This window comes from Candidatus Symbiopectobacterium sp. (assembly GCF_020054415.1).
Taxonomy (GTDB): domain Bacteria; phylum Pseudomonadota; class Gammaproteobacteria; order Enterobacterales; family Enterobacteriaceae; genus Symbiopectobacterium.
This window is the reverse complement of record NZ_JAHWCO010000360.1, coordinates 1-6,371: the sequence shown is the minus strand read 5'-3', so window position 1 is coordinate 6,371 and position 6,371 is coordinate 1. Positions and strand designations below refer to the sequence as shown.

Here is a 6,371-nt window from a genome sequence, read left to right as displayed (position 1 = left end):
GACAACTGGTTGTGGCATTACAATAATGAGCGAACTCATCAGGGAAAAATGTGCTGCGGGCGTACGCCGATGGCCACTTTACTCGATGGAAAACGGATCTGGGCAGAAAAGAATCTGAACCAGATGTAATCTGACAGACAACTGTATAAATAATAGGTAACTGTCAGATCAGGTCTGAGCTAGTACAAATTATTTCGATCGAATTTCGAGTAATTTCGATCTATTTCTTGTAACCAATTGAATCAAAATGCTGATATTTCTCGTCCGCTGTCAGAACAACAGCGCTCTGAGACCGCTATCGTCGCCGGCATTGCCAATGCCACGTTGTGCAACCAACCGGTGGATTTGCTGACACTCGCGGGAGATTATTCACTGATCCGTGACCACATCGCTGCCACCCTACCCTGCTTCAACGATTTCAACGCCCGTTGCGAACAGCCCGGCGGGTTCTATCTGGGCAATGCGGCGGCTGAGTTACGCTTTAACACCCCGAATCACAAAGCCAACTTCTGCACAGCCGAACTGCCGAAAAACCTGTTCCCGCAGCTTGGCACGCAACAGACTCCTTTTACCCTGCAAAACCTGCGTTCGCACGATCAGTACAACACCACCATTTATGTTCTTGATGACCGCTATCGCGGCGTTTACGGGCAACGCGAGGTGCTGTTTATCAATCGGCAGGATATCGCTTCACTGGTGTTGGCTGACGGTGACGATGTGGATATCGAGACGCTGTGGAACGATGGCATCACACGTAAGGTGAGTGGATTTCGCCTGGTCAGCTACAATATTCCTCGCGGCAATCTGGCCGCCTATTACCCGGAAAGCAATCCATTAGTACCGCTCTCAAGCGTCGGTGATGAAACCTTTACACCGACCTCAAAATCGGTGCCCGTGATCATAACCCGCAGCCAGCGCGATACAGAAACTGAGCGACGTATCGCCTGATATACTGGCGTCTCGGCACAGGCCGGGACGCCTGCGTTCCACTCCCGTTACACGATTCATTAGCGGTTATTCTCAAAACACGAAGATTGCTCTCATTGATATACATCACGCTTGCCGCCAGCACGGGTTTCGCGTAAAACTGTCTGCCATTCATTAGTATCGTTAATAACCGCATCTGGACATCTCTTTTACTCATTATGTTTCAAGATAATCCGCTGCTTGCCCAGCTAAAACAGCAACTTCACTCCCAAACTCCGCGTGCTGAAGGCGTAGTGAAAGGCACTGATAAAGGGTTCGGCTTTTTGGAAGTCGACGCACAAAAAAGCTACTTTATTCCACCACCGCAGATGAAGAAGGTGATGCATGGCGATCGTATAGTTGCGACGCTCCACACCGATAAAGATCGTGAAATCGCAGAGCCGGAATCCCTGATTGAACCCTTTTTGACGCGCTTTGTTGGCCGCTTGCAGAAAAAGGATGACCGTTTTGCCATCCTGCCCGATCATCCGCTGCTGAAAGAGGCGATCCCCTGCCGTACCGGACGCGACGTCAATCACACCTTTCAGGATGGTGATTGGGCGGTGGCGGAAATGCATCGCCATCCGCTCAAAGGCGATCGCAGCTTCCATGCTGAATTAACGCAATACATCACCACCTGCGACGATCCGCTGGCGCCGTGGTGGGTGACGTTATCACGTCACAATCTTGAGCGTACTGCGCCAGAAATGGACAGCGAATTGACGCTCAATGACGGCAATCTGACGCGCGAAGATTTGACCGCACTGACCTTTGTTACCATCGACAGCGCCAGTACTGAAGACATGGACGATGCGCTGTATGCCAAAGATAACGGCGACGGCACCCTGGAACTCACTATCGCCATTGCCGACCCTACCGCCTATGTGGAAGCGGGCAGCACGCTGGATAGGCTGGCGCGTCAACGTGCGTTTACCAACTACCTGCCGGGATTCAATATTCCTATGCTGCCGCGCGTACTTTCCGACGATATCTGCTCGCTGCGAGCGCAGGAGCGCCGCCCGGCAGTGGTGTGCCGCGTCACCGTCGCGGCCGACGGTACGTTGGGCGATGATGTGCAGTTCTTTGCCGCTTGGGTAGAATCCAAGGCCAAACTGGTTTACGACAACGTTTCAGACTGGCTGGAGCAACAGGGTGAATGGCAGCCGGAGAACGATGCCGTTGCCGAGCAAATCCGTTTGTTGCACCGCATAGGTCTGGCCCGCAGCGCTTGGCGTGCCACCCACGCACTGGTGTTTAAAGATCGTCCTGATTACCGTTTCCTGCTCGGTGAGCAGGGCGATGTGCTGGATATCGTGGTTGAGCAACGTCGTATCGCTAATCGTATCGTCGAAGAAACCATGATCACCGCCAATATCTGCGCCGCACGCATGCTTAAAGAGAAGCTTGGCTTCGGCATTTACAACGTGCACAACGGGTTCGAGCCAACTCAGGTCGATCAGGCAGTGACGGTGTTAAGTAACAACGGCATTGAAGCGGACGCTGCTGCGCTGTTGACCCTGGACGGCTTTTGCAAACTGCGCCGAGAGCTGGATGCGCAGCCGACGCCATTTTTAGACAGCCGCATTCGCCGCTTCCAAACCTTCGCCGAGGTTTCCACTACGCCAGGGCCGCATTTTGGTTTGGGGCTGGATGCGTATGCCACCTGGACCTCACCCATCCGCAAGTTTGGCGACATGATCAACCATCGCCTGCTGAAAGCAATTATTTGCCGGCATCCCGCTAAGAAACCGCAAGATGACATCACGCAACAAATGGCGGAGCGCCGTCGTTTAAACCGGATGGCCGAGCGTGACGTCGGTGACTGGCTGTATGCTCGTTTCCTGAAACCGAAAGCCGGGACTGATGCCCGCTTCCGCGCCGAGATCATCGATGTGACGCGTGGTGGTCTGCGTGTGCGTTTGCTGAACAACGGTGCCGTTGCCTTTATCCCGGCTTCGTTTATTCACGCAGTACGCGATGAGCTAGTCAGCAGCCAGGAAACGGGAACGGTCTCCGTCAAAGGTGAAGTAGTCTACCGCCAAAGCGATACGCTGGATGTGGTATTGACCGACGTGCGCATGGAAACGCGCAGTATCATTGCCAAACCCGTAGCATAAACTTCTAGTGTCGCCCGCCTGCGGGTTGGCGACACCGATTTTCTCCGCATCAGATTCTCCCTGCCCCTATCATTATTAGCCAAAACTGAATTTAATTTACAAAAATTCACTCTTGCTCACATTTTCTCATATGCACCTGCCGCGCATCACGCTGAAATACATTATATTTTTAAGGTTTGCGCCGTTTGCCATGGCGCCACGCCCTAAAAGCCAGCAAAACTCTCGCCCCATTAGTTGGGTAACGAAGGAGCCGTTGTCATGAATAATGTCAAGAGCATAGTGATCTGGCTGTTGGTCGCATTAGCGGGGGCTATCGCCTTCGCGATGCTGGCCTTAAGCCGTGGAGAGCACGTTAATGCCGTGTGGTTGGTCATTGCCGCCGTATCCTGCTACAGCATTGCCTACCGCTTTTACAGTCTGTTTATTGCTAAAAAAGTGTTTGAACTGGACGACCGTCGTGTCACGTCGGCTGAGCCTCACAATGACGGGTTGGATTATGTTCCCACCAACAAGTGGGTGTTGTTTGGTCACCACTTTGCCGCTATCGCCGGGGCGGGTCCGTTGGTTGGCCCGATTCTCTCCGCGCGGATGGGCTTTCTGTCGGGCACCATCTGGATTTTGGTCGGTGTGATGTTCGCCGGTGCGGTACAAGATTTTCTGGTCCTGCTTATCTCGACGCGCCGCGATGGCCGTTCGCTCGGGGAAATGGCAAAACAAGAGTTAGGCACCTTTGCAGGTGTGGTGACGATGCTGGGCGCACTGGGTGTGATGATAATCATCCTTTCCGCACTGGCACTGGTTGTGGTCAAAGCGCTGACACACAGCCCCTGGGGGGTGTTTACCATTGCAGCGACCATCCCGATTGCGCTGTTTATGGGCGTCTATATGCGTTTTCTGCGCCCTGGCAAAATAGCTGAAGTGTCATTGATCGGTTTTGTGTTGATGATGATGGCCATCGTCTACGGCGGCGACATTTCTGTCCATCCGTACTAGGGTCCCTTCTTCACCCTGCAAGGTACCACGCTGACCTGGGCGCTGGTGATTTACTGCTTTATCGCTTCGGTGCTGCCAGTATGGCTGCTGCTGGCACCACGCGACTATCTTTCTACGTTCCTGAAAAATGGTGTGATTGTCGGTCTGGCTGTGGGTATTGTGTTCGCCACGCCAGAACTGAAAATGCCGTCTGTGACACGCTTTATTGACGGTAGCGGGCCGGTGTTCTCCGGTAGCCTGTTCCTCTTCCTGTTTATCACCATCGCTTGCGGTGCCATCTCCGGGTTCCACGCGTTGGTCTCCAGCGCTACCACGCCTAAGCTGATTGAACGCGAAAGTCACATTCGCATGATTGGTTATGGTGTGATGCTGATGGAATCGTTTGTGGCGCTCATGGCGCTGATTTGCGCTTCAGTTATCGATCCGGGCGTCTATTTCGCCATGAACTCACCGTCTGTGCTAATCGGTACCACCGTTGAACAAGCCTCATAGGTGATCAACGGCTGGGGCTCTATGATCACACAGGAAGCGCCGAGTGAAATAGCCAAAGACGTGGGCGAAGCCTCTATTCTGTCACGTGCCGGGGGGGCACCTACCTTTGCGGTAGGTATGGCGCATATAATCACCGAAATATTTAACAGTCGGGCCATGATGGCATTCTGGTATCACTTCGCCACCCTGTTTGAAGCGCTGTTCATTTTGACAGCTGTCGATGCCGGTACCCGCGCCTGCCGTTTCATGGTGCAGGATCTGGTCGGTCTCGCCATTCACGGTATGGGCAAGAGCCACTCCTAGCTGGGTAACATGGCGGGCACCACGGTGGCGGTAGCAGGTTGGGGATTCTTTGTCTATCAGGGCGTTATCGATCCTCTCGGTGGGATTAACACCTCGTGGCCGCTGTTTGGTATCGGAAACCAGATGCTGGCTTCTATGGCGCTGATTCTTGGTACCGTTGTGCTTTTCAAAATGGAGAAACAGCGCTATGCCTGGGTAACTATACTGCCGACCATCTGGCTATTTATCACTTCCATGACAGCAGGCTGGCAGAAAATCTTCCATGAAAAAGCCAGTATCGGTTTTCTGGCTCAGGTTAAACGTTTCTCGCAGGGTATTGAGCAAGGCACGTTAATCGCCCCGGCCAAGACCATCAAAGATATGGAAACCATTGTGTTCAGCAACCAGATCAACGCCGCACTGTGCGGGTTCTTTATTCTGGTAGCGGTTACCATGCTCATTTCCGCCTTTTTCGTGATTCGCCGTGCCCTGGCAAGCGAGACGCCGACGGCAAAAGAAGTGGCTGTTATCTTACTTGAAGAAACAACGCACCGTTAACCGCCTCATTAACGGTGCTGTGTGCCGATGCCCGTCAGCAATAACGGGCATTTTTTTCCATTGTGATACTAGGATGAAGCCTTCGGTTACAGGGCGCGTTCGCGCGACTGCCCGACAAAATAGGGTAAAAACAGTTGGATCAGCGGACCAATCGCAAAGGCATACACCACCGTACCCACGCCGACCGTACCGCCGAGTATCCATCCTACCACCAATACCGTCAGCTCGATGCCGGTTCGCACATAGCGAATTTGCCATCCGGTACGCGCCACAATGCCAGTCATCAAGCCATCACGAGGGCCAGGACAAAAACCGGCACCGATATACATGCCAGTCGCTAGCCCGTTGGTGATTACTCCCCCCGATCAGCAGCGCCGTGCGTGCCCCGAGGTGTTCGATTTCTGGCAGTAAATCCAATCCCACATTGGTTGCCAGCCCAATCACGATAACGTTACTGATGGTCCCCAATCCCGGCCGCTGGCGCAGAGGGATCCACAGCAGCAGCAGCACCAACGCCCCCATCAGGATGATGATGGTGCCCACACTCAGTGGCAGATGCTGCGCTAACCCGAGGTGAAACACATCCCACGGGTCCACCCCTAAATTTCCCCGGATCATCATGGCGATTGCCATACCGTACAGCGCTAATCCCACATACAGTAACCCAAGCCGATACGCCATAGAACGTCACCCCACCACAAACCCTTCGTCGGTCGTGTATTCAATGAGTTGATGTAGCATCAAACGTAGTACTCGCGTTCGATGTAAGTACCGATGATCCTATCGTGCATTTCGGATGATTTTTAATATCCGGGCGTCTTGCGATTGAGCCGTTGCAATCGGTTACGCAGTGTCAGATGTGCACGCTCAATACGCTGTGTATACAGCTTGCTAACAATGTGTCTTACTTTTGGAAGTTCGTCGTTGTAAGCCCTGTAGCCATCCGTGTTTGCATGACTGACG

The 6,371-nt window shown here is 53.2% G+C and carries 1 protein-coding gene and 5 pseudogenes; 4 read left to right on the top strand and 2 right to left on the bottom strand.

Annotation, left to right across the window (positions count from 1 at the left end):
* From QZ506_RS10630 to QZ506_RS10615, 4 genes and pseudogenes are all read left to right on the top strand, one after another.
* Positions 1 to 129: pseudogene (locus tag QZ506_RS10630) on the top strand (IS481 family transposase); the annotation flags it as partial.
* A gap of 108 nt (positions 130 to 237) precedes the next feature.
* Positions 238 to 948, top strand: a pseudogene (locus QZ506_RS10625) (molybdopterin dinucleotide binding domain-containing protein); the annotation flags it as partial.
* A 197-nt stretch (positions 949 to 1,145) separates the two neighbouring features.
* Positions 1,146 to 3,083 carry an exoribonuclease II gene (locus tag QZ506_RS10620; protein ID WP_291970980.1) on the top strand — a complete coding sequence of 646 codons (1,938 nt, stop codon included), beginning with the start codon at positions 1,146 to 1,148 and terminating at the stop codon, positions 3,081 to 3,083.
* Between the two features lie 258 nt (positions 3,084 to 3,341).
* Positions 3,342 to 5,408, top strand: a pseudogene (locus tag QZ506_RS10615) (carbon starvation CstA family protein).
* A gap of 86 nt (positions 5,409 to 5,494) precedes the next feature.
* On the opposite strand, the pseudogene QZ506_RS10610 reads toward QZ506_RS10615, so the two are convergent.
* Positions 5,495 to 6,089, bottom strand: a pseudogene (locus tag QZ506_RS10610) (YitT family protein).
* A gap of 59 nt (positions 6,090 to 6,148) precedes the next feature.
* Positions 6,149 to 6,371, bottom strand: a pseudogene (locus tag QZ506_RS10605) (IS1 family transposase); the annotation flags it as partial.